A 24,567-nucleotide genomic window follows, 5' to 3' on the forward strand; every position below is an offset into this window, starting at 1 on the left:
ACTCACCGCCCACGTCGCCGCTTGCGTGGCCGAACGCAATGCGGCCCGGGCCACGGTCAAATGGCAATTCACGCTGGAAAAAGCCCGTGTCAAACTCGACCGCCACTACCAGAAAATTAGGGTAACTAACTTGCCTGACTAAGCACTAGCCACGCGGGGCACGGTTAGCGAACGGTGGCTTCCGTTTCAATCAGCCCGAAGCCTTTGTAAAGCTTGCCGGCCGGGTCGCGGGCCAGGATGTACCAGAGCGCGTCGCCGCCGTAGAGCTGGCGGGCGTTGTCGGCGTAGCGGTTGTTGTGGGCAAACGTGTACGTCGCGCCGGGCAGCAGGCGGCCGCCGGGGCAGTGGAAGAGGTCGGCGAATTCGGCCGGCGTTTGGTGCAGGTTGGCCTGCCAGCCGGCTTCGCTGTACCAGATAAAGCTGCCGCATTCCACCACCGTCAGCGGCTCGCTTGCCTCGGACCGGATCAGGGTGGCGTGCTCCCAGACAAAGCCGCCGGGCCGGGCGAAGTTGGGGGCCGGATACACCGGGTTGGGCGTGTGCCAAAGCGTGAGGCCCACCGGCACCTGCCGCAGCTTATCGGGCAGGGCGCGGCGGTGGTCGGTCCAGGCGGCGGGCGGACTGGCTTGGGCTAGCAGGGCGAGCGGGGCGGCGGCCAGCAGGGCCAGCAGCAAAACAGTTTTCATGGGTCGGGGCGCTTACTAAACGACCCAAAGGTGCGGGCTGAAATCGGCCCAAACGCCCCGATTTCAGCAGCGGGACGCCCCGAATCATGATCTGGGCTATAGAACTGTCATCCTGAGCGGAGCGAAGGGGCTTGTCACGTTGGAACGACCGTAACAACGACTCGTTCCAACGTGACAAGCTCCTTCGCTCCGCTCAGGATGACAGTTTCCTCCCTCCCTCACTTATTCCCCCACTCGCTCGGGGCCTGGCCGGTGAACTGTTTGAAGATGCGGTTGAAAGTGGTTTTGGAGTTGAAGCCGCATTCCAGCGCCAGGCCCAGCAGCGTGAAGCGGCGCGCATCGGGGGCGGCCAGCCGACGCTTGACCTCGGCCACCCGGTAGCCGTTGACCACGTCGTTGAAGCTGCGGCCGAAACCCTGGTTGACGGTAAACGAAATCAGGCGCGGGGCCAGACCGGTGTGGGCCGAGAGCTCGGCCAGCGTGAGCGTGGGGTTGAGGTAGAGCCGCTCGTCTTCCAGGGCCTACCGGATGCGGTTGAGCACCCCCGCATCCACCGTCGGCGGCACGTCGGGCGCGGGCGGCGGGGTCGCGGCGACGCTGGTGAGGTTGCCCAGCAGGATATCGGGCGCGATGCCGGGCGGGGCGGCCAGCGGCCCGGCTTCCGGCGCGAAACTGACGGCCCGCATATCGGCCTGGCGCAGGCCCACCACCCCAATCAGAAACACCACGCCGCCCAGCAGCTCAGGCGAAAAATCATACTGGTAATACAGTCCGAAAAACTCGCGCAGCACTACCTCCAGCAACCACTGTGCGCTCACCACGGCCACCAGCAGCACCCGCAACCACCGCAGCCGCAGCTCCGATACGTCCGAGAAATTATCGGGCAGCCAGCGCCCGTACTGCCGCAGCAAACCCAGGCTCAGCACCAAGTACGCCGTCAGCGACACCCACGTACCAATAAACTCCACGCGGTAGGTGCAGGGCCGGTGCACCTGCTCCCAGAACCAGAGCCGGGTGGCGTAGGGTTGCAGGTGCAGCCAGCCGTAAAGCCCGCCCTGCACCAGCACCGGCCCAAAATGCCCGAGATGGCGGAGCCGGAACCGAAAATCGTGATTGATGAGGCTGCGCACGTAGAAATACAGCAGCGGCCCGAAGGCGAACGAGTAGTAGATGGGCGCGAAATACCAGTTGGCGTTCTGGCGGTAAATGCCCGCCACCCGGAAAAACCCGTCGAGCAGCCAGAGCGCAATAGCCACCATGAGCAGGGCCAGGAAGCGGTTGGGCCGCCGGTTGTGGCGGGCCAGGGCCAGCAGACCCGCCGCGAACAACGCCTGGGCTACCACGGCCAGCAAGGCCACCACCAGCGGGGTAAACGGTATGTGCATAGCTTCTGAGCAAAACGGCGACTAATGGCCCCCACGACTCGTTCCCTGCCCCGGGAAAAGCGGCGGCCGTGACGGCCAGCCCCAGCCCGGGCACTGCCGGCCGCCGGCCCAATCTACCACGCAAACCACAATTTCGTGGTAGGTTCGTACTTCCGGCGGCTGGTTGGTGGCTTGCTTTTCCCTCCTCGACTCATGGCTACATCCTCCTCCCAGCGGCTGGGCCAACCGGCGGCGGGCACTTTTGCCGGGCCAACTGAGCCCCCCTACCTGCCGGTGCTTACCGGGGTGCGGGCCGTGGCGGCCTACCTGGTCTACCTCCATCATTTCAACCCCTTCCGGCAGGTAGCGGGCCTGGAGGGGCGCGGCTGGGAAATGGTGCGCGAGTTTCACGTGGGGGTACCCATTTTCTTTGTACTGAGCGGGTTTTTGATTGCCTTTCGCTACGCGGAGGCTGGACCCTGGACCCGCGCCTGGTGGGGCCGGTACCTGCGCAACCGGGTAGCCCGCATCTACCCCCTCTACTTCCTGCTCACGGCCCTGACTTTCGCGGGCCTGTGGTACCAAACCCGGGTTTTTTCGCTGAAAATCTGGCTGCTGAACGTCACGTTTCTGCGGGGCTTCTTCGAGGAATACGTGTATTCCGGCCTCTCCCAGGGCTGGACCCTGACGGTGGAAGAATGCTTTTACCTGGCCGCACCCCTCATGTTTGGGGCGCTCCGGCGGCGGCCCGGCCAAGTGTGGCGGCTGCCCGGGCTGCTGCTGGCCGGCGGCGTTGCGCTGGTCGGGCTGGGCCGGCTACTGGCCTTCCACGGCTTGTTCGGCAACCTGAAATTTATGCTGCTGTTTACCTTTTTCGGGCGGGCCACCGAGTTTTTCGTGGGCATTGGGTTGGCCCGCTGGTTGCAGCGGCACCCGCCCACCCTTGGCCCCGTGGGCTGGCGGACCGTAACGGGCGCTTTTGGCATGGCGGCGGTGGTCGTGGTGCTGGCCCGGCTACGCGGGCCGTACGCCTACGGCCAGGAGCACCCGGTGGGCATCGTGCTCAACAATGTGGTGCTGCCCGTGGGCATTGCCCTCTGGTTCACGGGGCTGCTCACCGAGCGCACCCTGCTGCGCCAGGTACTCAGCAGCCGGCCGTTGCAGGTGCTGGGCAAAAGCTCCTACGCCTTCTACCTGATTCATGCGGGCATTGTGCAGGAGTTCGTGGCCCGGTTGCTTCCCGGGCAGCCCCTGCTGGTGTTTCTGGTTTTGCTGGGCATTGCCATCGGCCTGCATTACGCCCTGGAAGAGCCCCTGAACCGCTGGCTGCGCGCCGCCCGCCGCTTACCGGCCGCCGAGGCCCCGCGGCCGCCCCGCACATAAACCCGCCCCGCGCGGCCGGCTTCCGCCCCCCGGGAATGCGCGGGCGCGGGCCGTTGAAAGGAAAACGTGTACCTTATTTTTCAACAGCGCCCGAATAGGGTACAGCGCTGTACCCTATTCGGGCGCTGTTGAAAAATAAGGTACATCCCGGGCCGTTTTGCATCTGTCTTCCGGCCCGGTTACGCGGGTTTGCTGAACCGAACGGGCGGTCCGAAAATTACCGTGGCTGCCCACCTGCTGCCTTTCTTCGTATGTCGGACTTCCGCCCTCTCACTCCCGCCCCCATGGCTGCTTCCGCACCCCACCCCGACGCCCACCGATTCCGGGTGGCCCATCCCGAATGGGCCACCCAGGCAACTATCTACGAAGTCAACCTCCGCCAGTACACGCCCGAGGGCACGTTCCGGGCCTTCGAGGCCCACCTGCCCCGCCTGGCGAAAATGGGCATAAGCATCATCTGGCTGATGCCGGTACACCCCATCGGGGAAGTGGCCCGCAAGGGCACGCTGGGCAGCCAGTACGCCGTGCGCGACTACCTGGGCGTGAACCCCGAGTTCGGCACGCTTGCCGACCTGCGCCACCTCGTGGCCGCGGCCCACGCCCTGGGCCTGCGCGTGCTGCTCGACTGGGTGGCCAACCACACCAGCTGGGATAACCCGCTGGTAACGGAGCACCCCGACTGGTACCAGCACGACGCCCAGGGCCGCCTGATGTCGCCGGTGGCCGACTGGCACGATGTGGTGACGCTCGATTACCGGAGCGCCGCGCTGCGCCGCTACATGACCGAAGCCCTGAGCTACTGGCTGCGCGAAGCCGACATCGACGGCTACCGCTGCGACGTGGCGGCCCTGGTGCCCACCGATTTCTGGGACGAGGTCCGGCCGGTGCTCGAAGCTATCAAGCCCGTGTTCATGCTGGCCGAGTGGGACGAACTCTACCCCTCCGGCGGCCTGAGCTGGGAGGAGTTCAACTCCGATACTCACCTGCTGGAGCGCGCTTTCGACATGACCTTCGGCCTGCGCCTGCACTACCTGCTCGATACCATTGCCGAGGGCAAGGCTCCGCTCAGCGCCATCGACGAGTACCTGGCCGCCGAACGGGCCAAATACCCACCCTCGGCCTACCTGATGCACTTTACCAGCAACCACGACGTGAACAGCTGGGACGGGACGGAGTATGAGCGCCTGGGCGAAAATGCGCTGCCCTTCGCCGTGCTCACGGCCCTGCTGCCGGGGATGCCGCTGCTGTATTCGGGCCAGGAAAGCGCCCTGAACAGGCGCCTGGCCTTCTTCGACAAGGACACCATTGACTGGCAGAATTTCCCCCTCCAGGAGTTTTACACAACGCTGCTCCGGCTCAAGCGCCGCCACCCCGCCCTGCACAACGGCGACCCGGCCAGCCACCTGCACCGCCTGCCCGGCCCGGCCCCGGTGTATGCTTTCCTGCGCGCCAAACAAGCCGCAACCGTGCTCTGCGCCGTCAACATCGGCTCCGAAACCCGGCACCTGCCGCTGCCCGAAGCTGTGGCCGGCACCTGGCAGGACGTGTTCAGCCACGACCAGCTCATGTTCCGCGAAGCCGACACGCTGCCCATTCCCGCCCACGGCTGGCGGGTACTCGAAAAGATGGGGTAACGGGTAGCGGCCCCTATTGCAGCCAGCCCATTTCCCGCAGCGCACTTTCCACGAGGCAGCGGCGGCGGGTGCCATATTCCCGACTTTCTACCTTCTAAACTTCCTAGCGCCTAAACTCCCCTATGCAACAACGTGAACTGGGCCGCTCCGGCCTCTATGTCGCCCCGCTCGTACTGGGCGGCAACGTGTTCGGCTGGACGGCCGACCAAACTGCCTCCTTCCGGGTGCTGGATGCCTTTGTGGCCGGCGGCGGCAACGCCATCGACACGGCCAACATGTACTCGGCCTGGGTGCCCGGCCACCAGGGCGGCGAATCGGAAACTGTTATCGGTAAGTGGCTCCGGCAGCGCGGCCGCCGCGACGACGTACGCATCTTCACCAAGGTGGGCATGAAGATGGGCGACGGCCGCCAGGGCCTGGGCAAAGCCTACATCCGAACGGCCGTCGAGGAGTCGCTCCAGCGCCTGCAAACCGACTACATCGACCTGTATCAGTCGCACCAGGACGATGAGGAGCGGGCCGTAACCGAGCCGCTGGAGGCCTACGCCGAGCTGATCAAGGAGGGCAAGGTGCGCGCCATCGGGGCCAGCAACTTCTCGGCCGGCCGGCTGCGGGCGGCCCTGGAGGCCAGCACCACTCAGGGCCTGCCCCGCTACGAAACCCTCCAGCCCGAGTACAACCTCTACCAGCGCACCGGCCTCGAAAAAGACCTGCTCCCCCTTTGCCAGGAATACGGGCTGGGCGTCATTCCCTACTTCGGGCTGGCTTCGGGCTTCCTCACGGGCAAGTACCGCACCGAGGCCGATCTGAGCCAGAGCGTGCGCGGTGGCAGCATCGGCCCCAAGTACCTCAACGACCGGGGCCGCACCATTCTGGCCGCCCTCGATGCCGTGGTGGCCCGCCATGCCGGCTCCACACCCGCCCAGGTGGCCCTGGCCTGGATCATGGCCCGCCCCGGCCTTGCAGCTCCCATTGCCTCGGCCACCAGCCCCGAACAGGTCACGGAGCTGCTCAAGGCCTTGCCGCTCCCGCTCAGCGCGGCCGATATGCACCAGCTCAACCAGGCCAGCGCCTGACCCGAACGGGCATAACCGCAGAAAACCAGCACGCCCTTCCGAGCTTACCGAGGAACGACGTGCTGGTTTTCTGGCCACCCAGCAGCCTTAGTTGGCGGTAAGCCCGCTCGTCTTCCCCAGGAAGGCGGGCGGGCTTTTCCGCCTTGGGTGGTTGGGTTTCCGGCGCGCTATGCCCATCTTGCCACCTCGCTGCTTACCGCCTTTTGCTCATGCTTATTCGCCCCGCCGACCGCTCGGACCTGCACAATGTGTACCTGCTCTGGTCGGAGCTGATGGATGAGCACGCGCCCTACCACCCCATCTTCGGCTACCATCGCATGGCCCAGGTAGAGAGCAAGCAGGTGCTGCTGAACCGGATGCAGGAGCCCTGCACGCGCTTTTTCGTGGCCGAAACCCCGGCCGGGCTGGCCGGGCTGCTCATCGCCATCTACCAGATCGGCAACAACGCCATGCACTACAAGCGGCGCGGCTACATCGCTGAAACCCTCGTGCGCCCCGCTTTCCGGGGCCAGGGCATCGGGCGGGAGCTGTTCCTGGCGGCCAAAAGCTGGCTGCTGGCCGCGGGGGCCGACCACCTGGAGCTCCAGGTGGCCGTGACCAACGAAGGGGCGCAGCGGTTCTGGGCAGCCATGGGATTCGCCCCCACCACCTACCACCTCGTGCACCCCCTGGTGCCCCCCCCCGCCCCCGACGAATGGCCCTCCTGAAGTTGGGCGTTAGTGGGTGGTTCGCGCTGACTGTTTCTGACTACCATTCACCATAACCAACACCCATAGGCTAACCCCTAAGCAATGCCCGAAGCCTCCGTTACGCCTTTCGACTGGCACCGCATCTGGTGGGCCAATGATGTTTCCTGGCCTTTTCTGCTCGAAATTGCGTTTCGGTGCGGCTTTACCTACCTGCTCATTCTGGGGGCGCTGCGCATTATGGGCCGGCGCGGGGTGCGGCAGCTCTCCATCTTTGAGCTCAGCATCATCCTGGGCCTGGGCTCGGCCGCCGGCGACGCCATGCTCTACAACGACACGCCCCTGCTGCCGGCCACCGCCGTGTTCGTCGTCGTCACGGCCCTGTACGTGCTCTTTAACCGGCTCACCGAGTGGTACCCGCGCTTCTCCGACTGGCTCGAAGGCAAGCCCGTGCTGCTCATTGCCGAGGGCGTCATCGACCAGACGGGCTTCGGGTCGCAGAACCTGACGCTCAAGGAGCTGTTCGGGGAGCTGCGGCAGTTGCAGGTGGAGCACCTGGGGCAGGTGCGCCGGGCCTACATTGAGGCCACGGGCGAGTTCAGCGTGTATTTTTTCGAGGATGAGGCCATGCGTCCCGGCCTGCCCATCTGGCCCGAGCTGCTGCGGGCGGCCCAACCTGCGGCCACCCACCCCGGCCCCCACGCCTGCACCAACTGCGGCCACGTGCGCGAGCTGGCCGCCGCCGCCCAGGCCCGCTGCCCGGTGTGTGAGAACGACGCCTGGCTGCCCGCCTGCGCCGCCCGCCGGGTAAGCTGAGGGCCACCAGGCCGGGGCCGGCCCCGGGCCACGGCACCCGCTCGTCGGTTTTCCGGTGGAAATCGTAGAAACCGCCACTGCGTGCCTGTGGCCCATTGCCCCCCGCGCCCTACCTTGCCTTCGCTATGCCCGATACCCCCGCTCCCCTACCCTACCTCATCATCGACTTCGACAGCACTTTCACGCAGGTGGAAGGCCTCGATGAGTTGGCCGACATTGCCCTCGAAGGCTCCCCCGACCGCGAAAAAATAGTCGGCCAGATTCGGGCCCTCACCGACCGGGGCATGAGTGGGGAGTTGAAGTTTTCGGAGTCGCTGCGGCAGCGGCTGGCGTTGCTGCCGGCCCGGCGCGCGCACATCGGGCAGCTGGTGGAGCGGCTGCGGGGCAAGGTGTCGGCGAGTATCCGGCGCAACCGGGGCTTCTTCGAGCAGTTTCCGGGCCGCGTGTATATCGTGAGCAGCGGCTTCCGCGAGTTTATTGAGCCCGTGGTGGCCGAGTTCGGCATCGACGCCGACCACGTGCTGGCTAACACCTTTACGTTTGATGCCGAGGACCGCATTACGGGCTTCGATGCCGATAACGTGCTCAGCCAGGACGGCGGCAAAATTCTCCAGCTCCGCCAGCTCGACCTGCACGGCCCGGTGTACGCGCTCGGCGACGGCTACACCGACTACCAGATTCGTGAGGCCGGCCTGGCCGACCGCTTCTACGCCTTCACCGAAAACGTGACCCGCGACGCCGTGGTGGCCCGGGCCGATAAGGTGCTGCCTTCCTTCGACGAATTTCTCTACCAGAACAAGCTCCCGATGACCCTCAGCTACCCCAAAAACCGCATCAAAGTCCTGCTGCTCGAAAACCCCGACCCCCGCGCCGCCGAGCTTTTCCGCGCCGAGGGCTACCAGGTAGACACCGTGCCCGGCGGCCTCGATGAGGACGAGCTGGTGGAGCGCATGGAGGGGGTAAGCATCCTGGGCATCCGCAGCAAAACCCAGGTCACGCAACGGGTGCTCGACGCGGCCAACCGCCTCATTGGCATCGGCGCGTTCTGCATCGGCACCAACCAGATTGACCTGCCGGCCTGCATGAAGAAGGGCGTGGCCGTGTTCAATGCCCCGTTCAGCAATACCCGCTCGGTGGTGGAGCTGGCCCTGGGCGAAATCATCGTGCTGGCCCGCCGCATCCCCGAGAAAAACCCCAAAATGCACGCCGGCGAGTGGGATAAGTCGGCCAGGGGCGCGTTTGAAATCCGGGGCAAGAAGCTGGGCATCGTGGGCTACGGCAACATCGGCTCCCAGCTCTCGGTGGTGGCCGAGGCCGTGGGCATGCAGGTGCTGTACTACGATGTGGCCGAGAAGCTCCAGCTGGGCAACGCCACCAAGTGCCGCACCCTCGACGAGCTGCTGGAGCAGGCCGACGTGGTGACCCTGCACGTGGATGGCCGCCCCGAAAACACGAACCTGTTCGGGGCCGCCCAGTTTGCCCGCATGAAGCCGGGCGCCCTGTTCCTCAACAACGCCCGCGGTCCGGTGGTGGAAGTGCCGGCCCTGGCCGCCGCCCTGCGCTCGGGCCACCTCGGCGGGGCCGCCGTGGATGTGTTCCCCCACGAGCCCAAAACCAACGACGAAACCTTCGAGAGCGAACTGCGCGGCTTGCCCAACGTGCTGCTCACGCCCCACATCGGGGGCAGCACGGCCGAGGCCCAGCGCAACATTGCCGAGTTCGTGCCCGAGCGGATGATGCAGTACGTGAACACCGGCAACACCCAGCAGAGCGTCAACCTTCCCAACATCCAGCTGCCCGAGCAGGCCGCCCACCGCCTCATGCACATCCACCACAACGTGCCCGGCGTGCTGGCCCGCATCAACCACGTGCTGGCCGCCCACTCGGTCAACATCCTGGGCCAGTACCTGAAAACCAACGAGCACATCGGCTACGTGATTACCGACGTCGACAAGCAGTACGAGCCCGAGCTCATCCAGGCCCTGCGCGAAGTGGAGCACACCATCAAATTCCGGGTGCTGTACTAGAGGTGTTCTTCTTTTTCAACTCGCGAATTTTCCTGTTCAACAAAACGCCCCCGACCAAACCGGCCGGGGGCGTTTACGTGACGGGCAGCGCGTCGTGGCGCTGCGTTTAGGCGGGCAGCGCGTCGTGGCGCTGTTGCACGGCCGTGATGGCTCCGTTGAGCAGGGCCACCTGGGCGTCAATCTGGTCGGCGTCCACGGCGGCCAGGAAGGCGGCCGAGCCGCCGCTGTCGGCGCTGCGCTTTTGCAGCTTGGCTTGCTGGTAAGTGGCCGTCAGCAGCTGGTCCTCGTAGCGGCGGCGGTCGGTGGGCGAGAGATCGGGGCGGGCCAGCTGGTCGGTGAGGTAGCTAACCTGGCCGGTGGCCGAGGCCAGGCGGGTAGCCACCGAAACCTCGGCGCGGCCGTCGCGGCGGTCCTGGAAGGCCAGGTTCTGGTCGCGGTTCTGGTAGCCGTCGATTTCGGCTTCCAGGCTGGTCTTGGCCTCCAGGCACTGCGCCCGGTCTTTGAGGGTGTTCACATCGTACGCCATAACTAAAAAGGGATAAAGGGTGGAAAAAATCAGTGGGGCCGCCAATTCGGCACCACCCACTGCTTCCCTAACGCCGTCACCCTGATTTTAGCATATCGCCATTCATAAAGTAAGCAGGGCGGCCAGGGCGGCGGCTTCGGCTTCCAGGGCTTCGGCCCGCAGGCGCAGCAGGTGGTAGCGGGCGCTCAGGTCGGGCGGGAGTTGGGKGGGGCGCCGCTCCAGCCAGCGGTGGCGGTACCAGGTTTGCCAGGCGGGCCAGTCGGCGGCCGGGTCGGGCGCGGCGGCGGGGCCGGGGTCGGGTGGCAGGGCGGCCCGGAGCCCAGACAGCGCGGCGGCCCAGCGGGCGGCGGTGGTAGCCTGGGCTTGCAGCGGCCGCAGTTGCCGGCGCAGGTGGCGGGCGCGGTGGCGGCACTCGTCGAGGCGGGCTTCCAGGGGGCTGGCTTCGGGCGGGGCCAGCGCGGCGGCTACCGGCGCGGGGGCCAGCCGCAGCACCCCGGCAGCCGGGGCCGCCACGGCCGGTAGCAGGCCCACAAAGGGAGCCAGCGCCGCCTCAACGTCTGCCCCCAGCCCACGCCGTCCCGATTCCAGGTGCCCCGCCTGGGCCTCACTCACGCCCAGCCAGGCCGCCAGCTCCGCCTGCGACAGGTGAAAGTAGGTCCGGACGGTACTCAGGACAGAATCAGTAGGGGCAGCACGGCGGGCCATAGGTGTAGGGAATAGCGCGATAAAAATAAAAAAACCCTACACTAGCCAGCCGTCTGATTTTTGTTGTGCCTAGCAAACCCAAGTTGCGGGCTACCAATGTGTCGCCCCTCCGGGGCTAACGTTTTGCAGTCCGCAAATTGGGTCAGATAACGTGGGGAGTTGAAGGAGGACCGAGCGATGTACGCTTCCACGTAGGTTCAATTGGGCCTATTTGCATCACCTCCTCTACTTATGCTGCCCCGGCTATAGCCGGTTCGTACGGCCCGCGCAATCAGGGGCATTCTGACCGTGGCAGGCCCCGTACGGCAATAGGCCCAGTGGTATGAGTAGACAGGTAAAGAGCGTTTTCACGGCAGAACTTTTAGGGAGGTTAGCTTACCCGGGACGTGGAGAATGCCTATCGTATTGTCAGTCGTAGGATACACTCGAAGACCCTCAAGGCGTTGCAGCCAGGCATTATCGTATTCCTGGTTGCCATTTGGCAAAAAAATGCGGCTTTCTGAGGCTGGTCATTCAGAATGGCCGCTTATTTAGAGGACTTGCGCCCGCCTGTAGTTTGAGCCCCAGCGGGGCGATAGGTCGGTAGTAAACGCCGGTAACTGATCAAGTAAAGCCCCGGCGGGGCGACACCCCCAGCGGGCTGTTCTGGTACAGTGTCGCCCCGCTGGGGCTCAAAACTACAGGCGGGCGCAAGTCCTGTTAAACAGGGCGAATACTGTAGGGTTTCGTTACGTATTACAAAAAAAACCCTACACCAGGTGTAGGGTTTTTTTGATTCTCTCAGAAATACCCTACACTATTCGCCCTCATCCCAGCCTACGTTGCCGGTGAATTTCCCGAACGGCACCTGCCCGAAGTCACGCACCGTTTCGACGTAGGGTTTTCCCTTCTCCAGGATGTCCGTGGGGAAATGTTCGCCGCCGGCGCGGTGCGGGAACCAGCCGTGGGCGGCGGGCTCGTAGCGGAGGGCAAGCCTGTGGCTCCAGCGCCAGCCCGCGCCGCCGTAGTGCTTGATGGAGAAGGAGCCGCTTTTGATGACCAGTTGCCGGTAGGGGTCGCCCGTCAGGCCCCCGCAGCCGGCGCACATCACCGCGTTGTAATTGCGGGCGGCAGGCAGTAGCTGCCATCGGGCTGGCCGGTGAGCAGCCGCAGGGGGCGGCGGGCTTCGCTCTGGCGGCGCAACCAAGCCACCAGCAGCCAGCAGCCAGCAGCCAAAAAGTCTCGTGTATCAGAAGCCGCCCCCCTCCTAGCTCCTTGCTTGGCCGGGCATAAAAGGGGCCGACGCCGACCATAGCCCAGCTGTCAATAACATCCGGTCTGGGTGCATGCTAACCCAACCCGATGCTAATTGAGAGCGGTTGCTAAAGCACAAGGACATCCCAGCCCAAGCCGTCTTCCGATTGGGCTTCCAGCAACACCAGGCCAACCTTGGTCAAGTCGGCCAAAGAGATGGTAGAGTCGGCCGCCAGTGCTGCGGGAAGCCAATGCTGCGTCTGCCCCAACCAGTAGTGATAGCCAGTGCGGTAAGCCGGGTGCCTGCTGATGTGGTGCAGCTGCCGGTAGAGGTGAGCCACGCCAGCCGCCCCTCGGTGCCAAGCAGCACTGACCAGCTCAGTGGTGGCCTGCGAAGTGCGCAGCAGCGTGTTCAGCCCGACTAGTTCCGCTATTTTCGCTAGTTCGGGGTCTGGCAGCAGGCTGTGTGATTCGTAAAGCAACAACGCTTGACCCAGGTCGCCACGGTGCCAACTCAACTCGGCGCTGTACGTGGCCTCGCCCGATTGACTGTGCAACTGATATGGAAATACGGAGCAGTGCCCTGCTTCAAAATCCACGCGCTGCTTCATGCCTAGCAGCAGCAACAGGCCGGCGCGTACGTACGGGGCCAGTTCGGGCACTGCCACGCCTTGCCGGTGCAGCCGCAGCAGCACCAGCAGTTCGGCGGCTAGGCCCCCGTCCAGCCCCAATGGCACCGGTTGCGTAGGGGCAGCCGCCAACAATGGCGGCAACCCGAGGGCCAGCAAGGCGTGCAGCACGGTTTTGGCGGCGGGCAGGCGCAGGCTGAAGTAGCGCAGTATGCAGAAAAAAGTGTGGCGGCGCGCGGCCTCGGGGTGGGAGCAGATTTGCTCGGCTGGTTGGTACAGAGCCGCATCGAGGCGTGCCCACAAGCCCGGATCGGCAGTTTCGGCTAATTCGGGGTCCAGGCGAGGAGCCAGCCACGCGGCCGCGCACAGGGCGTCGAGGTGGTGCAGGAGCTGGGGCGGCGGGAGCTGGCTTAGAGCGGCCCGCAATTGCTGGTATAGCTGCTGGGCCAGACGCCTGTCTTGTGGCTGGTTCAGCACTTGGTAAGCGCAGTAGTGATACATCGAGAAGCCAGACAGGTCACTCAAGGAATCAGGCACGCCGGCGCTTACCAGCCGCTCGTGCACGGCTTGCCAGCTTTGGGCCAGGGTGTCGGGGGTATGCGGAGGAACGAGCATTTCGGATGAGCCCCCGGTGGCTGGGTAAGCGTGAGGAGGAGGGAATATGGTGGCTCCCATGGCGTTCGGGGTAGGATTAGTCAGGCTGGCAAAAGGGCCATTAGCCCCGCTAGCGTATCAGCGCCAGCCGGGCGCTCGGGTAAGCGACCTTAGAAGGTCAGATGACTGACGGTGCCGCTGGTGACAATAGAAGTTGTAAAACCGGGTACGTTACGGCCGGCGGAATGCGCTTTGGAGAAACGGGTTACCACCGTTTTGGTGAATTTGAATTTTGGAGTGAGGTTCAGAGTTTTCATAGTAGTAGTAGTAGTAGAAGAGGACAATGATGGGGTCTACAGCCTCGCGCTGCTTGAAACAAACGTACCTCACAGCCCCATTCTACCGAAAATTATTACATCAACCGGGGGTTGAGCAGGACCAACCCGGCGTTTTCTATCTGTTTTGCGCGCGCGAGCAGTTCGGTTAGCCCTTGGCGCTTATTTTCGCCTGATGCAATCAGCTCTTTCCCATTTGCGCCGCGCCCTCCTGCGATATCCTGTCCTGAAGCACGTACTGGTGTGGTTTGGTTTTATCATTTATGAGCAGTCTACGATCTTGTTTACGGTGGCTGTTAACACGCCTAGCCTATTCGCCATACTGCTCAACTACACGATCAACATATGCCTCTTTTACGCCAACAGCGCATGGCTGCTGCCGTGGCTGAATGCTCGGCGACAGCCCATAGTATATGTGTTTACCGCGCTGTTGCTGTGTACTGTTTACGGGGTATTGCGCACCGAAATGTATTACCACTTCTTCCCCGCGGTGGGCATAGATATCCCCATCAGTAGTTCGTATCAGCAGTTAATAGCATTGTCTGTCTACCGTGGGTCGTTCTTTCTGTTTGTTAGTATCGGCTACTGGTATGCCCGCCACGCCATTCAGCTGGAGCGGCAGCGCCGCGAGCAGGAAGCGCATTTGCGCGCCACCGAAGAAAGCCTGATGGAGGCCAACCTGGCCTACCTGAAAAGCCAGATCAACCCGCACTTTCTCTTTAACGCCCTGAATTTCCTCTACGCCCAGGTGTACCCGCACTCCGAGGGCGCGGCCAAGGGCATCCTGCTGCTTTCCGACATCATGCGCTACGCCCTGCACGAGGATATCAACGGCAAGGTGATGCTCGCGCAGGAAGTGCAGCACCTGCGCAACTACATTGCCATTAACCAGCTCCGTTTCAACAATCAGCTGCAAGTGGATTTTGAGGTGAGCGGCCACGTGGAGTACCTCATGATTCTGCCGCTGGTGCTCATTACTTTCGTCGAAAATTGCTTCAAACACGGCGAGTTGATAGATGCGGCGCATCCTGTGACCATCCGGCTGGCGGTGCGGCAAAACCAGCTCGTTTTCCAGACACGCAACAAAATTCGCCTCGGGCCGAAGGAAAAAAGTACTGGCATTGGGCTCAACAACACCATGCGGCGGCTGGAAATGGTATACCCCAGTCGTTACACTCTGCGAGTGAGTTCGGAGGCAGACTGTTATACTTGTGACCTGACCATTGATTTGTAACCCGCCCGAGCTATGATTTCCTGCTTAATCGTTGATGACGAACAAGGTGCCATCGACATTCTTCAAACCTTCATTGGCAAAATCCCTTTTCTACGCTTGGTGGGCAGCAGCACAAACCCCATCGAGGCCATGGGCATCGTCCAGAGTCAGCCCATTGACCTGGTGTTCCTCGATATTCACATGCCTCAGCTCTCCGGCTTGTCCTTCATGCGGCTGCTGCAAGGCAAAACCAAGGTCATCATCACCACCGCCTACAGCGAGTTTGCGGTGGAAGGCTTCGAGCTGGAGGCCGTCGATTACCTGCTCAAGCCTATTGCCTTCGAACGGTTTTTGAAGGCAGTCCAAAAGGTTTTCAACGCCTCACTGGAGCCCTCGACACGCTGGCAACCGGCCGAGAAAGCGGACGAGTACATCTTCGTCAAGACCGAGAGCAAAGGCAAGATGACCAAAGTTAATTTCCACGAAATCGTATTTGTGGAGGGCATGAAAAATTATATCTCCATCAACACCCACGATGACCGAATCGTGACCTTGCTCAACATCAAAGATCTGGAGGAGCGCCTGCCGGCCAAGAGCTTCATGCGCGTACACAAGTCCTACATCGTGTCGCTGGATAAGATCCGGGCGCTGGATGGCAATCAGATCTTGTTCAAGGACATGAAGGCCTACGTGCCGCTGGGCGAGACGTACCGTACCCCCTTTTTCGACGCGTTGCAGGAAAAAGTAATGGGCGGCAAGAAATAGCCGCTCATTGCTTTTTTTACCCCTTTTGCCGCGCCAGGCACGAGTCGTAGTGCCGGTAGAGGAAATCATACAGCACTAGCTCGTGCAGGCGCGCATCGGCCGGAATCAGGCGGTTGAGCAGCATGTGGATGTAGCTGCTGAGCAAAGCGTCCAGGCCCACTTCGTTGGGATGCTGGTGCACTTGCTGTTGAATGGCCTCGGCTACGGCTCGCAGCTGCGGGTTGAGCTGGCCGGGCTGGCCATCAACCGGACCGGCCAACATATGCCGGATGTCGGAGCGAAAGTGCCGGTATTTTGCGTCGAGTTGACGCTTTAGGGTTTTATCGACTCCGAACTCGGCCGCAAACGCCTCCTGTAGGCCGCCCAGCAACTGTTTTTTGCGGACCACGGATAAGTTGAAGGCGTCGAGCAGTTCGTCGGTCGCGCGTACACTCCAGAGCCAGAGCTGGGCTTCCTCTTCGGGCGCAGTGTGCACCAATTGCTGGAGGTACGCCACGCTTTGGTAGCCAAACAGCATTTCGCTCAGGGCCATGGTACTGCGGCCGTAGCGCTCCAGCTCCCGGCAGTACGTATCGGTCTGGTCTTTCCAGATGTAGCCGCACTCGATGCAGGGCCGCACGTGGGCATGCACCAGCTGCACCACTTCGCCGGTGCGTTGTGCGTCGGTCAGATGCAGGCGCAGCCGCAAATGCGGCTCCGGATCGGCGTAGCGCACGAAGAACCATTGGGTAATCAGTCCTTGCCCGTGCAACTCGCTGATGAGAGGAGCTACGGCCTCGCGCAGCACGCGGTTGGCTATTTTAGGGCCGCAGTACAGCTTGTAGTAGAGCCACTCCGAACCCAGCGAGAAATTACGCTGCACGGGGGCCGAAGCGGCGGGCGGGCGGGCGGGCGCGGGGGAGTAGCACGGCGTTTGGCGCACGAGCAGGGCGATAAGCTGGGCCGGGTAGGGCTGGCCTTGCGCGTCGCGCACTAGGCTGGTGGCCGGGTCGAAGAGGAATTCCTTGAGCTTAATGTTGGCGCGGCTACGGATGCTGTCGAGCCAAGTATGCACCAGCAAAGGGTTGTCGGCGTCCACCAGCAGCTCGTTGTCGCCATCGGCCAGGGTAAAAAAGCGCGGCAGCTGCCAGCGCAGCCGGAAGGCCTGCCAGCGGTCGGGCAGCTCCGCGGCGGGGGCCTCGCACAAGGGCTGGAACTCGGCCGTCGGCAAGTGCCAGCTGGCCGCCTCCAGCACTACTTGCTGATAGCTGAGCCGGGGTAAGAACGGGGCCGTGAGGCCCACCGAGTCCCAGCCAAACTTCAGGTGGGACTGCAAACCCTGGTGCTGTAGGTCGCAGAGAAACTCGTAGACCGGCAGGGCCTCGTGGGTGTAGTTGTGGGCCGTGCCCAGGCGGGGCACGATCAGCTCGCCGGTGTGGCGCGAGCGAAGCTCCAGCTGCCCGCGACGTAGCGTCAGCGTGAGGTCTTGCAAGAGGATCTGATCCTGCGCCGGCAGCACCGACTGGGCCAGGTACGGAATTTCGCGGGCGCGGAAGCTGGGGCGCTGGAGGATGTTGCCCACGCGCCGTCCGGGCAGGTGGCACAGCTCGGCGAAAGCCACGCCCGGGTTGTGGGCCTGCTCCTGCTGGCTGATGTCGTGTACGATGTGGGCGATGCGCGGGGCAGCGTGGGCAAAGCGCCCCAGCAGATTGACGGCACTGGAGCCGCCGGCGCTGTCGAGCAGTAGGCGGCCGCCGGCCAGGGGCCGGAACATAATGGCCAGCGACGCCGGCAGCGGCGCGGTAGGAGGTGCGAAGCGCTGCACTTCGGCTGGCGTCAGCGCCACGGCGTAGTGCTGCTGGCGCTCGGCCTCGCGCAGCTTGTGATACAGGAGTTGCTGCCGCTCGTCGGGCAGGTACGCGGCGCGCTTGTCAGTAGTGGAAGCGTGCAGCTCCAGGTCATGCACCAGCGGCGAGTAACTGCTACGGCTGAAGTCGGAGTAGGGAATACCGCTTTCCGTATCCAGCACCTCCAGCAGCGGCACCTCCTGTTCCTCGTAGCGGGCCTGAAACTGGCGCTTGAATTCCGCCAGCCGGCGGTTGGAGTAGCTGGGCGTGAGGCGCGCGAGGGCGTCGATGACTTGGCGCAGGTGCCCCTGCGTGGCCGCATCCACGGTGCCTGGCTCCGCCACAGCCAGTACGGCATCGGTCTGGAACAGCTTATCGGCCTCGATAGGTACGCCCAGCGTCAGTAGCACGTCGATAATGCGTTGATAATCGGCCGCGGTATTCGCGGGCGGCTGGTCCAGCTGGGTCAGCAACCCAGCCACCTGCGTCAGCGTCCGGCTGATGGTGGCTAGGTGCGCGTCGGCGGGCGCTTCCCCCTGCAAGTGCCCCAACACACCGCGCAGGTGATCAAGAAACTCCGGCCCCGTGACGGTTGGCTCCAGCTCGCTTACCAGCACCTGCGCCGTAATGAGCGCGTCGAGGAAGGTAGCGGCTTCTTCCTGGTCAGCCTCGTCGGGAGCCAGCCTGGTAAGCAGCGCGGCGTAAGAGCTGCCGTCGGTACAGGCCGCCAGTACCTGCTCTAAGTGGGCATTAGCTTCCAAAGAGCTTATTTGGTGAATGCGCTCGGTGGGCAGGTACTGATGCTCCACGTAGCGAATTTCCTCACCGATGCGATACCAACTGCTGTTGGGCCAGTAGCGTAGCCGGTGTCGTACGGAATCGTGCTCGGCCAGGTGCTGGGCTAGGGCGCAGAGGTAGTGCATATCGAGCCGGGTGTGGCGGCGGTGCTGGCCCGCCTGTAGTTCCACATGGTCGGTGCTCCCCCAGCGCAGCACGCAGCAGCCGGCAAACAGCCCAAACGGCGTGCAGCGGCTGCGCGTGCGGGTGAGGTAGCGAGCGACGGCCCCGCGCAGGCGCCGCACTCGGCGGGGCTCAGTTACTTCGCCACGCTGCCACTTGCCGCACTCGGCGTGCAGGGCCGGCGAGGCCAGGTAGAGAGCCTCCAAAAAGCCCTTGTCCGTGAGGCTTTGAGCAAGCTGGTCGTCGCTGATGGCGGGGTCGAAGGGGCGCAGTGGGGTGCGCAGGATAAGCTCGGGGTAGAAGTGGTAAGTATCAGTCATAGGCGCGGTGGCGCTACGGGGAAAGTGGATAAGACTCGGGTAGAATTATGGAGCAGTGACACGCTACCCGGGGCAATAACGAGGCGCACGGGAGTAGCTCAACGGCAAGTATATCCAAAAGAACGGTTGCTGCTGTACGCACGCCCATTATAAGTTGAGAGAGCAGCCGCGGCGGGCCGGAGATTTATCTTGTTGAAATGCCCGGTTGGTCCTTCGATAACGGGGAGTAGTGTAACGCTTTTGCGGCGGCGCAAAAAGCCTTCTACGTTTGGATCATCAAAGCGGCAGCAGCCGAGCAAACGCGGCCTGAGAAGCGGCTATACCAGTCCAAAAAGCACTTTTGTTTTCGTCCTGGGAAAGACTCGGTTGGTGTAAAAAATTATAAACCGGGGTCGGCGCGAAATATGTTTGCATCATCCAATAAGATCTGACACCATGTGGAATAATCTAGCCAAATCAATGCTCGTGGCCGCAGCCTGTACCGGTGCCCATACCGTGCAAGCGCAAACCAGTGGCACGCTAGTAGGTGCTGTAAGCGACAGTGTTACCCAAAAGTCGTTGGCCTTTGCCACTGTTGTAGTGAAAAAAGGTTCAGACCCTTCGTTCGTGCTGAGTACGATGACCGACGAAAAAGGCGCGTTTCGCTTTGATGGTCTGGCGGCAGGAACTTACAACTTGCTAGGATCCTATATCGGGTATAAAAACATCCTGGTCGAATCGGTGGTGGTAGGTGCTAACGCGGCCGGAAATAACCCACTGACTATTGCCCTGGCACCGGACCAGAAATTGCTTAAGGAAGTAACCGTAATCGGCAACCGGCCTTTTATTGAGTTGCGCGCCGATAAGGTGGTGCTCAACGTGGCCGAAAGCCCCATTGCCCAGGGCGGTACCGCTTCCGAAGTACTGTCCCGCGCTCCGGGTGTAGTTGAGCAGGGCGGCCGCTATCTGGTGCGGGGCAAAACGGCCCTGGTCCTCATCGACGGTAAGGTAACCAACCTGGGAGGCAACGACCTGGCCGAACTGCTCGCCTCGCTGCCCAGCAACACGCTCGATAAGGTGGAGGTGGTGGCCAATCCTTCGGCCCGCTACGACGCCAACGGCGGGGCCGTTATCAACATCCTCACGAAGAAAAACAGCGCCTTCGGGACCAACGGCAGCGTGAGTGCCGGCGTAGGAGCCGGCCGCTTTGCCCGCTACAACGGCGGCTTCACCCTGAGTTACCGCCGCGACAAGCTGAACGTATTCGGAGGCCTCGACTGCCAACGCACCAAGCAGTACCGCCGCTTCGACAGCAACCGCGTATTGAACCAGGAAACGCGCATCGACGAGGCGAGTTACAGCGTGACCGAGCGCAACAGCCAGACGGCCCGCATCAATGTGGATTATGACCTGACCAAGCGCAGCTCGATAGGCCTGCAAGTACGCGGCATAAGCAGCGCCCGCGAAACGGGCGGCCACACCAACTCCGCCGTGGGGGACCTAGGTGCCCCGCTCAGCACTACCAACGTGCTGCAAACCAATGGCACCGCACGGGGCCTCAACCCAACCATCAGTTTGTATTACCGCACGCTGCTGGATTCGGCCGGCGGCGAGCTGAAGCTTAACGCGGATTACCTCTCCTTCGACAAGCGTTTCAATGAGCAGTACCGTAACGCCGGCTACGACCTGCAAAACGAGGAAGCAACGGCAAACGCGTTGCGCACTTACTCGCCGGCCAACAACTCAGTCGCCTCCTTTACCGCCGATTACACGCGCTCCTTAGGCAAAGCCACGGCGCTGGAAGCGGGTCTGAAGTCGTTGCGCACCGTAACCGACAGCGATATTCACTGGGAAAACCTGGGCGCGGCCGGCAACTGGTTCAACGACGCGCGACGCACCAACCACTTTGTCTACCGCGAGTACATCAACGCGGGTTACGCCTCGGTGCGCCGGCCGGTGAGCGAGAAAGTAAGCACGGAGTTAGGCTTACGGGCCGAGCACACCCACAGCGAAGGCGAATCGTTGACGCTCCAGCAGCTAAATAAGCGCGACTATTTCAACCTGTTTCCGAGCGTGGCGCTGGATTACAATATGTCGGAAAAGCAGCAGTGGAACCTCAGCTACCAGCGCAAGATTGACCGGTTCCGCTTCGACATCGTGAACCCTTTCCTGACCTACATCAGCCCCTACCTCTACTACCAGGGCAACCCCAGTATCCGGCCCTCGTTTTCCAACAACTACTCCATTTCGCACAGCTATAACAACGAGGTGGTCACATCGGTATCCTACGGCCGCCACACCAATGCGCTGGCAGAGGTATTCCGCCGCGACCCGGCCACCAACATCCTCATCCAGTCCGATGCAAACCTGAGCCGGGCCACCACGCTGGATGCGAACGTGAGCCTGACCAAGCAGTTTGGCGGCGGTGCGATAACCACGACGAATTTTGTGGGTGCCACGTACGTCCGGTTCTACTCACCAACCATGCCCTGGCTAAACCAATCGAGCGTGGGGGTGATGGCCAGCAGCAATAACACGGTGAATATGCCCAGTGGCATCCGGGCAGAACTCAACTTGTTCTATCGAACGCCGCTCACGTACGGGGCCTACTCCTTCAAGGCCCAGTACAACGGCAGCATAGCGGTATCGACGCCGGTGCTGAAAGAAAAGGGCACCCTCACGCTAACCGTACTCGACCCGCTGAACCTACAGAAAAACCGCTACGATACGCGGGCGGCGGAGGTACAGGCGTACAGCCTCGATAAAGCTGAAACCCGCTTCGTACGGCTGAATTTCAATTACCGTTTCGGCAACCAGAAGGTGAAGATTATCAGAACGCGTCGCACGGGTATCGAAAACGAGAAAAACCGCCTGGAAGGCGCTGCCAACTAACCATCATTTCACCATAGCTGCTCTACTGTCATGTTCAAAAAACACACATCCCGCGCCCCCCAATTGTTACTGGACGATGCCGGCATCATGCTGCTATCGGACAACGATATGGACAAAATCCTGGGCGGATTCCACGAGCCGGAACACCATGTCATGCCGAACAACCCCTATCCCTGGGAACCATCGGATACGTGGACCGACCCACTACTGGACTAATAAGGTAGATATGGTTGACTAGCACGGTAATTTATGGCACCTCGTAGCATTACCAATTGAATTATCAGGCAATAGACTAGGCCTTACATGCTCCGTGGGTGAACATTGGTTTGAGTACGTCAATGCATTTACTGTCCTCGGCAAATTATACTAAACCGGCCGTTGCCCGGTATCGACTTGAACATTATCACCTAGAGCTTGGGAAGCACGCTTTTATAGTATTTCCCCTCATTGGCGACGCAGGTATAGTACCATAAAAATTACCCTATTCTTACTTAGATATTCACAAATCCCCAATAGAGCGGCAACCCGATTGCCGCGTTGGTGGAAGGCCCTCATGGAGGGATCAGGTTCGGCCACTGCCAAGCGACCCGCCTGTAGCAGAACCGAAAATATCTCGGAGTCAGCAGTACTGCCCGCCACCCGCGCCGGGCTGCAACGCTAGTGCCCAGGCATAACGGCAAGTACCCCGTGGCGGCTGACTTTACTACGGCTACTTACGCTTCCTGTTCAACCCTTTTTCCAATCAATTCTATGCCCAAGCACAACGAAGTACCCAACGCCAAACTGTCCTTCAACAAGGAGGCCGTAGCCAACCTGTCGGAGCAGGAAATGGACCAGCTGGCCGGCGGCCAAGAGTCCCCCATGTCCAGGATCAGCACGGCCGCCGGCATCACCTGCTGCTGGTGCACCTCCACTCGCCAACCACCTGTCGAGGCCGTCTAAAAAACGCGAGCCGGCACTCTGTAATCTTCTCTTTTTCATCTTTTTCACCTTTTTTTCAACCCTTTTCCAACCAATTTCATGTCCAAGCACAACGAAGTACCCAACGCCAAACTGTCCTTCAAYAAGGAAGCCGTAGCCAACCTGTCGGAGCAGGAAATGGACCAGCTGGCCGGTGGCCAAGCGGCTGGTTACGCCACGGTTAACAGCACCAACGCGGGCATTACCTGCTGCTGGTGCACTTCTACCAAGCCCACGCCGCCCGCTCAGGAGGCCGTTTAAAGGAGCCGGATCAGCACTCTATCACTTTTTCTTTTTTCACCTTTTTTCCAACCCTTTTCCAACCAATTYCATGTCCAAGCACAACGAAGTACCCAACGCCAAACTGTCCTTCAACAAGGAAGCCGTAGCCAACCTGTCGGAGCAGGAAATGGACCAGCTGGCCGGTGGCCGCGAAGCGGGTTATGCCACGGTTAACAGCACCAACGCGGACATCACCTGCTGCTGGTGCACTTCTACCAAGCCCACGCCGCCCGCTCAGGAGGCCGTTTAAAGGCCGCTAGCTACCCAGGGGTAGTCACTGCTACCGCTTAAGTAGTGCAAAGCATACAGGTGCCCTCACCGGCCCTGTATGCTTTCCCCGCGGGATAGTGCGTGCTAATGCTTGTTCGAAAACACCTCTACCACTTACTACAAGTCCCCTTCCGTCATGGTTTCGGTTAAAACAGCAACCTCCGTTATTGATAAAATTCAGCAAATCGAACAGGCTCTGTTTGCTGATTACCAAACCGAAGTGGCGGCCGGCAAGGCCCAGGTTTCGTTGATGAACGGGGTGTCTGGCTTAGCCTTATTTTATTACGAATTGTATGATTATTCGCAAGATGAACAATACCAGCAAAAAGCCCTGGATGTAATCAACCACGTATTGCAGCAGTTGCAGGAGCACGTTGGCTCCTTCGCCTACTGCGACGGGCTGGCCGGCCCGGCGTACCTGTTCAACTACCTACGCCAAAAAGGCTTTCTGGGCAGCTCCATCGACAACCTGCTTCTCGACGCGGACCACGTGCTCATCGCCATGATGCAGCGGCTGCTCAAACAAGCCAACCTGGACTTTCTGCACGGTGCCCTCGGTATGGGCCATTACCTCTTGGCACGCCTTGCTCTGGCCCCTGAACGGGCCGAACTGATTGAGGCCTGCGAAGCGCTGGTTGATGGTATCGCGCAGCAAGTAGAAACCGGCTTGGCTTACAACGAGTTCGTGCCGGGCTACACCGACGAAGAGGCCCGCTACGTGAACTGTGGCATGGCCCACGGCGTGGTAGCCAACCTGATGTTACTAGTCAAATATTTGCCGCTGGCGCCCCAGCCCGAGCGCGTACGCGCCGTGCTACAGGCTACCCAGCAGTTGTTGCGCCGCTACCGCTCGGCCGACGACACCACCCTTTCGGCTTATCCATCCATCGTGATGATCAAGGAATACGGCATCGAAACCTACTACGGCATTCCGCTGGGCTGGTGCTACGGCGACACCACCGTGTCGTTGGGCCTCTACCACGTGGGGCAGGCCCTGGGCGACGATGCCCTGGTGGCCGAAGCGCAGGCCCTGGCCGAGCGCGCCACCCGCCGGGCCACGCCCGCCACGGCCCTGACCTACGATGCGGGCTTCTGCCACGGCAGCAGCAGCGTGGCCCATACGTACCGCAAGTGGCTGCAATACAGCGGCGACGAGAGTTTCCGCTACCACTATCAGGCCTGGATTGCCCAGACCCTGGCCCTGGGACACCACCCGGGAGGGCCGGGGGGCTACCTGAAATTCGCCGGCGAAGGCCACGAGCTGAAGTACGGCCTGCTCGACGGGGCCATTGGCGTGGCCCTGGTGCTGCTGGACTCACTGCGGCCCGAGGCACCCAGCGACTGGGACCAGTTTTTCCTGCTTAGCTAGCCCCCGCAGCGGCCGCCGTTCTCCTCATCACTCTATT

General features: G+C 62.1%; 24 protein-coding genes. 14 read left to right on the forward strand and 10 right to left on the reverse strand.

Going from position 1 to position 24,567, the window contains the following annotated elements; all coding sequences use genetic code 11:
* Positions 1 to 164 precede the first annotated feature (164 nt).
* From D0T11_RS18130 to D0T11_RS18140, 3 genes are all read right to left on the reverse strand, one after another.
* The gene (locus D0T11_RS18130; RefSeq protein ID WP_147374717.1) at positions 165 to 686 is read right to left on the reverse strand and encodes a hypothetical protein; all 522 of its coding nucleotides are present in this window, start codon (positions 684 to 686) and stop codon (positions 165 to 167) included.
* A gap of 218 nt (positions 687 to 904) precedes the next feature.
* Positions 905 to 1,204, reverse strand: a complete 300-nt coding sequence (locus D0T11_RS18135; RefSeq protein ID WP_119657223.1) for a helix-turn-helix domain-containing protein — start codon at positions 1,202 to 1,204, stop codon at positions 905 to 907.
* Between the two features lie 3 nt (positions 1,205 to 1,207).
* Entirely contained in the window at positions 1,208 to 2,071 is an 864-nt protein-coding gene (locus D0T11_RS18140) for a hypothetical protein (protein ID WP_119657224.1), read from the reverse strand.
* Positions 2,072 to 2,263: 192 nt separating this feature from the next.
* On the opposite strand from D0T11_RS18140, the gene D0T11_RS18145 reads away from it, so the two are divergent.
* The 6 genes from D0T11_RS18145 (at position 2,264) to serA (ending at position 9,672) form a co-directional block, all read left to right on the forward strand.
* Positions 2,264 to 3,433, forward strand: a complete 1,170-nt coding sequence (locus D0T11_RS18145; protein ID WP_119657225.1) for an acyltransferase family protein — start codon at positions 2,264 to 2,266, stop codon at positions 3,431 to 3,433.
* Between the two features lie 284 nt (positions 3,434 to 3,717).
* Positions 3,718 to 5,067, forward strand: a complete 1,350-nt coding sequence (locus D0T11_RS18150; protein WP_182888483.1) for an alpha-amylase family glycosyl hydrolase — start codon at positions 3,718 to 3,720, stop codon at positions 5,065 to 5,067.
* 122 nt (positions 5,068 to 5,189) lie between these two features.
* On the forward strand, positions 5,190 to 6,143 hold the full coding sequence (locus D0T11_RS18155; RefSeq protein WP_119657227.1) for an aldo/keto reductase: 954 nt from the start codon (positions 5,190 to 5,192) through the stop codon (positions 6,141 to 6,143).
* Between the two features lie 209 nt (positions 6,144 to 6,352).
* Positions 6,353 to 6,850 carry a GNAT family N-acetyltransferase gene (locus D0T11_RS18160; protein WP_119657228.1) on the forward strand — a complete coding sequence of 166 codons (498 nt, stop codon included), beginning with the start codon at positions 6,353 to 6,355 and terminating at the stop codon, positions 6,848 to 6,850.
* Between the two features lie 84 nt (positions 6,851 to 6,934).
* Entirely contained in the window at positions 6,935 to 7,645 is a 711-nt protein-coding gene (locus D0T11_RS23400; RefSeq protein WP_119657229.1) for a DUF421 domain-containing protein, read from the forward strand.
* Positions 7,646 to 7,770: 125 nt separating this feature from the next.
* A complete protein-coding gene (gene serA / locus D0T11_RS18170) occupies positions 7,771 to 9,672 on the forward strand; it encodes a phosphoglycerate dehydrogenase (protein ID WP_119657230.1) in 1,902 nt (633 codons plus the stop codon).
* 106 nt (positions 9,673 to 9,778) lie between these two features.
* On the opposite strand, the gene D0T11_RS22660 is transcribed toward serA, so the two are convergent.
* The 6 genes from D0T11_RS22660 to D0T11_RS22665 all read right to left on the reverse strand — a co-directional run bounded on the left by D0T11_RS22660 (position 9,779) and on the right by D0T11_RS22665 (position 13,676).
* The gene (locus D0T11_RS22660) at positions 9,779 to 10,198 is read right to left on the reverse strand and encodes a hypothetical protein (RefSeq protein ID WP_182888484.1); all 420 of its coding nucleotides are present in this window, start codon (positions 10,196 to 10,198) and stop codon (positions 9,779 to 9,781) included.
* 102 nt (positions 10,199 to 10,300) lie between these two features.
* On the reverse strand, positions 10,301 to 10,903 hold the full coding sequence (locus D0T11_RS18180; protein WP_119657232.1) for a hypothetical protein: 603 nt from the start codon (positions 10,901 to 10,903) through the stop codon (positions 10,301 to 10,303).
* Positions 10,904 to 11,699: 796 nt separating this feature from the next.
* On the reverse strand, positions 11,700 to 11,990 hold the full coding sequence (locus D0T11_RS18185) for a hypothetical protein (RefSeq protein WP_119657233.1): 291 nt from the start codon (positions 11,988 to 11,990) through the stop codon (positions 11,700 to 11,702).
* Positions 11,990 to 12,118 (reverse strand): hypothetical protein, encoded by a 129-nt coding sequence (locus D0T11_RS23405; protein ID WP_262682145.1) that lies wholly within the window; start codon positions 12,116 to 12,118, stop codon positions 11,990 to 11,992. The genes D0T11_RS18185 and D0T11_RS23405 overlap by 1 nt, the downstream gene beginning before the upstream one ends.
* Before the next feature lie 146 nt (positions 12,119 to 12,264).
* Positions 12,265 to 13,380 carry a glycoside hydrolase family protein gene (locus D0T11_RS18190; protein ID WP_119657234.1) on the reverse strand — a complete coding sequence of 372 codons (1,116 nt, stop codon included), beginning with the start codon at positions 13,378 to 13,380 and terminating at the stop codon, positions 12,265 to 12,267.
* Positions 13,381 to 13,529: 149 nt separating this feature from the next.
* On the reverse strand, positions 13,530 to 13,676 hold the full coding sequence (locus tag D0T11_RS22665; protein WP_182888485.1) for a hypothetical protein: 147 nt from the start codon (positions 13,674 to 13,676) through the stop codon (positions 13,530 to 13,532).
* A 556-nt stretch (positions 13,677 to 14,232) separates the two neighbouring features.
* Between D0T11_RS22665 and D0T11_RS18195 the strand changes: the two genes are divergently transcribed.
* Both D0T11_RS18195 and D0T11_RS18200 read left to right on the forward strand, forming a co-directional pair.
* Positions 14,233 to 14,928 (forward strand): sensor histidine kinase, encoded by a 696-nt coding sequence (locus tag D0T11_RS18195; protein ID WP_182888486.1) that lies wholly within the window; start codon positions 14,233 to 14,235, stop codon positions 14,926 to 14,928.
* A gap of 12 nt (positions 14,929 to 14,940) precedes the next feature.
* Complete coding sequence (locus D0T11_RS18200) at positions 14,941 to 15,672, forward strand: LytR/AlgR family response regulator transcription factor (RefSeq protein WP_119657236.1); 732 nt, start codon at positions 14,941 to 14,943, stop codon at positions 15,670 to 15,672.
* Between the two features lie 16 nt (positions 15,673 to 15,688).
* On the opposite strand, the gene D0T11_RS18205 is transcribed toward D0T11_RS18200, so the two are convergent.
* A complete protein-coding gene (locus D0T11_RS18205) occupies positions 15,689 to 18,778 on the reverse strand; it encodes a lantibiotic dehydratase (protein ID WP_119657237.1) in 3,090 nt (1,029 codons plus the stop codon).
* Positions 18,779 to 19,237: 459 nt separating this feature from the next.
* Here D0T11_RS18205 and D0T11_RS18210 point away from each other — a divergent pair, with 459 nt between their 5' ends.
* The 6 genes from D0T11_RS18210 to D0T11_RS18235 all read left to right on the forward strand — a co-directional run bounded on the left by D0T11_RS18210 (position 19,238) and on the right by D0T11_RS18235 (position 24,530).
* On the forward strand, positions 19,238 to 21,649 hold the full coding sequence (locus tag D0T11_RS18210; RefSeq protein WP_245991010.1) for an outer membrane beta-barrel protein: 2,412 nt from the start codon (positions 19,238 to 19,240) through the stop codon (positions 21,647 to 21,649).
* A 30-nt stretch (positions 21,650 to 21,679) separates the two neighbouring features.
* Positions 21,680 to 21,865, forward strand: coding sequence for a hypothetical protein (locus tag D0T11_RS18215; protein ID WP_119657239.1), 186 nt, complete (start codon positions 21,680 to 21,682; stop codon positions 21,863 to 21,865).
* Between the two features lie 534 nt (positions 21,866 to 22,399).
* Positions 22,400 to 22,591: a class I lanthipeptide gene (locus D0T11_RS18220; protein ID WP_119657240.1), complete on the forward strand. Its 192-nt coding sequence runs from the start codon at positions 22,400 to 22,402 to the stop codon at positions 22,589 to 22,591.
* A gap of 78 nt (positions 22,592 to 22,669) precedes the next feature.
* Complete coding sequence (locus tag D0T11_RS18225; RefSeq protein WP_119657241.1) at positions 22,670 to 22,870, forward strand: class I lanthipeptide; 201 nt, start codon at positions 22,670 to 22,672, stop codon at positions 22,868 to 22,870.
* A gap of 70 nt (positions 22,871 to 22,940) precedes the next feature.
* Positions 22,941 to 23,141 (forward strand): class I lanthipeptide, encoded by a 201-nt coding sequence (locus D0T11_RS18230; RefSeq protein ID WP_119657242.1) that lies wholly within the window; start codon positions 22,941 to 22,943, stop codon positions 23,139 to 23,141.
* 156 nt (positions 23,142 to 23,297) lie between these two features.
* Positions 23,298 to 24,530 carry a lanthionine synthetase C family protein gene (locus D0T11_RS18235; RefSeq protein ID WP_147374718.1) on the forward strand — a complete coding sequence of 411 codons (1,233 nt, stop codon included), beginning with the start codon at positions 23,298 to 23,300 and terminating at the stop codon, positions 24,528 to 24,530.
* Positions 24,531 to 24,567: the final 37 nt, after the last annotated feature.

The sequence above is a fragment of the Hymenobacter rubripertinctus genome, assembly GCF_003583925.1.
GTDB classification, from domain to species: domain Bacteria; phylum Bacteroidota; class Bacteroidia; order Cytophagales; family Hymenobacteraceae; genus Hymenobacter; species Hymenobacter rubripertinctus.

Bases quoted from the DNA above. Each gene is read 5' to 3' on its own strand.
- D0T11_RS18145 (WP_119657225.1), top strand. From the start codon at position 2,264: ATGGCTACATCCTCCTCCCAGCGGCTGGGCCAACCGGCGGCGGGCACT.
- serA (WP_119657230.1), top strand. From the start codon at position 7,771: ATGCCCGATACCCCCGCTCCCCTACCCTACCTCATCATCGACTTCGAC.
- D0T11_RS18235 (WP_147374718.1), top strand. From the start codon at position 23,298: ATGGTTTCGGTTAAAACAGCAACCTCCGTTATTGATAAAATTCAGCAA.
- D0T11_RS18185 (WP_119657233.1), bottom strand. From the start codon at position 11,990: ATGTGCGCCGGCTGCGGGGGCCTGACGGGCGACCCCTACCGGCAACTG.
- D0T11_RS23400 (WP_119657229.1), top strand. From the start codon at position 6,935: ATGCCCGAAGCCTCCGTTACGCCTTTCGACTGGCACCGCATCTGGTGG.
- D0T11_RS18230 (WP_119657242.1), top strand. From the start codon at position 22,941: ATGTCCAAGCACAACGAAGTACCCAACGCCAAACTGTCCTTCAACAAG.
- D0T11_RS18190 (WP_119657234.1), bottom strand. From the start codon at position 13,380: ATGCTCGTTCCTCCGCATACCCCCGACACCCTGGCCCAAAGCTGGCAA.
- D0T11_RS18210 (WP_245991010.1), top strand. From the start codon at position 19,238: ATGCTCGTGGCCGCAGCCTGTACCGGTGCCCATACCGTGCAAGCGCAA.
- D0T11_RS18140 (WP_119657224.1), bottom strand. From the start codon at position 2,071: ATGCACATACCGTTTACCCCGCTGGTGGTGGCCTTGCTGGCCGTGGTA.
- D0T11_RS18220 (WP_119657240.1), top strand. From the start codon at position 22,400: ATGCCCAAGCACAACGAAGTACCCAACGCCAAACTGTCCTTCAACAAG.
- D0T11_RS22665 (WP_182888485.1), bottom strand. From the start codon at position 13,676: ATGAAAACTCTGAACCTCACTCCAAAATTCAAATTCACCAAAACGGTG.
- D0T11_RS18160 (WP_119657228.1), top strand. From the start codon at position 6,353: ATGCTTATTCGCCCCGCCGACCGCTCGGACCTGCACAATGTGTACCTG.
- D0T11_RS18205 (WP_119657237.1), bottom strand. From the start codon at position 18,778: ATGACTGATACTTACCACTTCTACCCCGAGCTTATCCTGCGCACCCCA.
- D0T11_RS22660 (WP_182888484.1), bottom strand. From the start codon at position 10,198: ATGGCGTACGATGTGAACACCCTCAAAGACCGGGCGCAGTGCCTGGAG.
- D0T11_RS18155 (WP_119657227.1), top strand. From the start codon at position 5,190: ATGCAACAACGTGAACTGGGCCGCTCCGGCCTCTATGTCGCCCCGCTC.
- D0T11_RS18150 (WP_182888483.1), top strand. From the start codon at position 3,718: ATGGCTGCTTCCGCACCCCACCCCGACGCCCACCGATTCCGGGTGGCC.
- D0T11_RS18200 (WP_119657236.1), top strand. From the start codon at position 14,941: ATGATTTCCTGCTTAATCGTTGATGACGAACAAGGTGCCATCGACATT.
- D0T11_RS18215 (WP_119657239.1), top strand. From the start codon at position 21,680: ATGTTCAAAAAACACACATCCCGCGCCCCCCAATTGTTACTGGACGAT.
- D0T11_RS18130 (WP_147374717.1), bottom strand. From the start codon at position 686: ATGAAAACTGTTTTGCTGCTGGCCCTGCTGGCCGCCGCCCCGCTCGCC.